At 48.2% G+C, this 3,893-nt stretch carries 4 protein-coding genes; all 4 read right to left on the reverse strand.

Translation table 11 applies throughout. The annotated features are described in order from the left end of the window. Positions 1–36 precede the first annotated feature (36 nt). Positions 37–297 (reverse strand): RidA family protein, encoded by a 261-nt coding sequence (locus tag KDK14_RS01195; RefSeq protein WP_257263188.1) that lies wholly within the window; start codon positions 295–297, stop codon positions 37–39. A 188-nt stretch (positions 298–485) separates the two neighbouring features. After that, a complete protein-coding gene (locus tag KDK14_RS01200; RefSeq protein WP_257263189.1) occupies positions 486–1,418 on the reverse strand; it encodes a carbamate kinase in 933 nt (310 codons plus the stop codon). Between the two features lie 97 nt (positions 1,419–1,515). Further along, positions 1,516–2,520 (reverse strand): ornithine carbamoyltransferase, encoded by a 1,005-nt coding sequence (gene argF / locus KDK14_RS01205; RefSeq protein WP_257263190.1) that lies wholly within the window; start codon positions 2,518–2,520, stop codon positions 1,516–1,518. An 84-nt stretch (positions 2,521–2,604) separates the two neighbouring features. Next, positions 2,605–3,828: an arginine deiminase gene (arcA, locus tag KDK14_RS01210; protein ID WP_257263191.1), complete on the reverse strand. Its 1,224-nt coding sequence runs from the start codon at positions 3,826–3,828 to the stop codon at positions 2,605–2,607. Between the last annotated feature and the right edge of the window lie 65 nt (positions 3,829–3,893).

Genomic DNA, 3,893 nt, shown 5'->3' on the forward strand with positions numbered 1-3,893 from the left:
CTGGGATAGATGTAAGAAAAGTCATGGGTTATGCATTTATGACTTGAATTCAGGTATATTGATTTTAATAACATCGTCCATTACATGGTCGATGCTTTCTACGATTGCTTTAATATTTGCCAGGCACTGTCTTGCCTGTTCTTTTATACCACCAGCGACTACTTTCCCCGTTGCAGGAACGACAGGTAATTGAGCTGAAATATTATTGTAATGGGAAAAAGCGACCGTTTGTGTAGAGGCAGAATTTATTGGTGCATTTTCTGTGTTTCTTGAAACTTTTATAATATCACTATTCATATCAGTATTTCTCCTGGTTGAAGACGTAATTCGCACTGCAAAAGACAAGATAACAGCACTCGCTTTGCCGGGGTAAATCCGCAAGAGATTGAAGTTGAAAGCCCTGCACCCGGCAAGGTGCAGCAAGCGATGGGCGGTTGTCTCTGTCGGCAACGGTAAACGCTGCAGCGAAACGTACAGACCGGCTTTCAGTAGTAGCGGATTCCAGCGTCGTTTATTTCCACAAAAGTGCCTGAATCTCTGGTTATTATTTCAGATGCCTGGTCCAATGCACCAATGGCACCAAAAGCTCCTCCTGATCGAACAAAACGACAAACTGACTCTACTTTGGGGCCCATGCTACCAGCGGCAAAAGGGAATTTTTCAAACTCTTCTGGTGTGGCGCTGCGTATTTTCTTTGAGCCGGGTTGCCCAAAATCCGTTTCTACCGCGGGTACGTCAGTAAGAAGGATCAGGCCATCCGCTCCCAGTCCTTCCGCTAACACAGCAGAGGCCCTGTCTTTATCAACCACAGCTTCGACACCCAGTAATTTGTTATTGGCATCACGAGTAACAGGGATGCCACCACCGCCACCACAGATAACGGTAATGTCCCCGGAAGAAACGATATGCTTCAGGCAAGGCAATTCAAGAATTTCTTTCGGTTGGGGGGAGGCAACCACGCGCCGGTAATAGTGGCCGTCGGCTTTAAGCGTCCAGTCGGGGTTGGCATCACTGATGACTTCCGCTTCTTCGCGGGTATAGACCGGGCCAACAAACTTGTCAGGATGCTCAAACGCAGGATCATCCGTACTGACAATAGTTTGAGTGGATACCGTACAGACTTTCCGACCGGGCATAAAATTCCTGAGTTCCTGTTCAAACATAAAGCCAATCATGCCCTGGGTTTGTGCCCCCAGGGCATCCAGTGGATAGGGGTTTACCTCTTTGTAGGCCTGGTTCATTAACGCCAGCAGCCCGACCTGTGGGCCATTGCCATGGGTCAGAACAACCTGATGGTACTTGGCAACGTTAGCAATTGATTCTGCAGCCGTTCGGATATTCTCTCTTTGCAGATGCGCTTCCAAAGGCTGATTTCTTTGCAAGATAGCATTGCCGCCCAGGGCTATAACAACGAGCATGGTTGAACCTCTGACAGAAATTATTTGTCAATGAAAAAAAGGGGGTATAGAACTGCCAGGTCGGTCAGGAAATGTATGCCCCGGCAGGAGGAAAAAATCAGTCGCCCAGTGTCGCGACCATAACAGCCTTGATGGTATGCATTCGATTCTCTGCCTCATCAAAGGCTATACAGTATTCAGATTCGAAGACATGTTCCGTCACCTCCAACCCGTTTTTCATACCGTAGGTTTCGGCTACTTCTTTGCCAACGACGGTTTCTTCGTTGTGGAAAGCTGGCAGACAATGGAGATATTTGACATCAGGGTTACCGGTTTTTCCGATAACCTCCATATTGACCTGATAAGGTTTCATCAGATTAATGCGTTCTTTCCAGGCTTCTTTGGAGTCTCCCATGGATACCCAGACATCACCGTATAAAAAATCGGCATTTTTGACAGCATCCGCCACGTTGTCAGTAAACTGTAGGGATGCACCGGATTTTTCCGCTATTTTGGCGCATTGATCAATAAGGCTTTGTTCCGGATAGTAGCCTTTGGGGGCTGCAATGGAGAAGTTAACCCCCATCTTGGCACTGCCAACCAGCAGAGAGTTGCCCATGTTGTTTTTACCGTCACCGAGATAGCATAGCTTCATCTCATTCAGATTTTTACCCCGGCCATGTTCAATCATCGTGAGAAAATCGGCCAGTATCTGGGTCGGGTGCCATTGGTCAGTCAGGCCATTCCATACCGGCACACCGGAATAGGCGCCAAGCTCCTCGACCGCTTCTTGTGAAAAACCGCGGAACTCAATGCCATCGTACATCCTGCCAAGCACGCGGGCCGTATCTTTTACGGATTCCTTATGCCCCATCTGGGAGCCGCCACCGATATACGTAACATTTGCACCCTGATCAAAAGCGGCCACTTCAAAAGCACAGCGGGTTCGGGTGGATGTTTTCTCAAAGATAAGCGCTACATTTTTTCCTTTAAGGTGCTGTTGCTCTGCGCCGGCATATTTGGCTCGCTTCAGATCCCGGGAGAGATCGAGCATAAACTGTATTTCTTTTGGTGTGAAATCCAGTAGTTTCAAAAAATTACGGTTACGAAGATTGAAAGCCATGACGCTACTCCTCTGTCTGGTAATCTGTAAGAATGGCAGGGAACTGTTGTCTGCACACTCTTTGTCAATATTCAGGCATGGTCTTCAGATACCATCCCGCTGGATAGGACAGCTCATGCAGCGAGCGCCACCACGCCCCCTTCCCAGATCTTCTCCGGGGATAGTCAGTACCTCAATACCGGCTTTTTCCATGTTTTCCAGGGTATGGACATTTCGTTCGTAGCCGATGACCTTGCCGGGGCTGATGGCCAGAACATTATTGGCATCGTTCCACTGCTCCCGCTCAGCTTCAAACACATCACCACCGGTAGGAATCATGCGAAGGTTGTCAACCTCCAGGGTGTTGGCAAGGGTTTCAAACAACCCTGACTTGATTCGTTCGGCTACCACCAATTCGTCATCGCCAAGACGAATCTCATAGCAGGGACTGGTATCCAGGTTCACCCCCTGGTAGCAGCTGAAGCAGTCATGGGTCATGTGAGTAAAAACCGTGTCGAGGTGCATGCAGCTGCGATCTTTTGGCAGTTGTACTGCAATGATTTTTTTAGCCTGGCCAGTCTTCAGCAATGCTTGTGCCAGGTTTTCTACCCCTTGGGGAGAGGTGCGCTCAGACAGGCCGATAAGAACGGCGCCTTTACCGATAACCAGTACGTCGCCTCCTTCGATCGTTGCGTGATCATAATTAACGTCTTTATCGCCATAATAGGTAATGAAGTCAGCGTTTTTGAATTTAGGGTGGAATTTGTAGATTGCCCTGAGGTGAACTGTTTCCCGGCGCCTGGCAATTTTTGCCATGGGGTTCATGGATACGCCGCCGTATATCCAGCAGGAAGTATCACGGGTAAACAGGTGGTTGGGAATGGGGTCAATGACAAAATCGGTTTCCTTCAACGTGTTCATGGTCAGGCTATGAGGATAATGTCCAAGTTCACTCACTGTCATACCACCGATAAGATGGAAAGCCATATTGTCTAAAGTCATATCATTCAGACAGGAAAGTACCTCCTTTTGTAATGGGGGGCCATAACGCCAGGCGGTGAACTGCCGCTCCATGATCCATTGTTTGGCTTCGGAAATGGCCAATGTTTCAGCGAGCAATGTATGAAGCTGCAGGACTTCTACACCATTATCAGTCAGTACTTTCTGAAATGCATCATGCTCTTTACCTGCGCTTTCAACGCGAAGTACATCATCAAAAAGCAAATCCTTACAGTTGGACGGTGTCAGTCTCCTGAGCGCAAGTTCCGGGCGGTGAACCATCACTCGTCTGAGCTGCCCGATTTCTGAGCCTACATTGAGTTGTGCCATTTCACACCTCGTAAGGAGTCGTCTAAAAATAACTTTCCCATTTTAAACTCAGTGTTCCTGATGAT

The sequence above is a fragment of the Endozoicomonas sp. ONNA2 genome (assembly GCF_024606365.1).
Lineage (GTDB): Bacteria > Pseudomonadota > Gammaproteobacteria > Pseudomonadales > Endozoicomonadaceae > Endozoicomonas.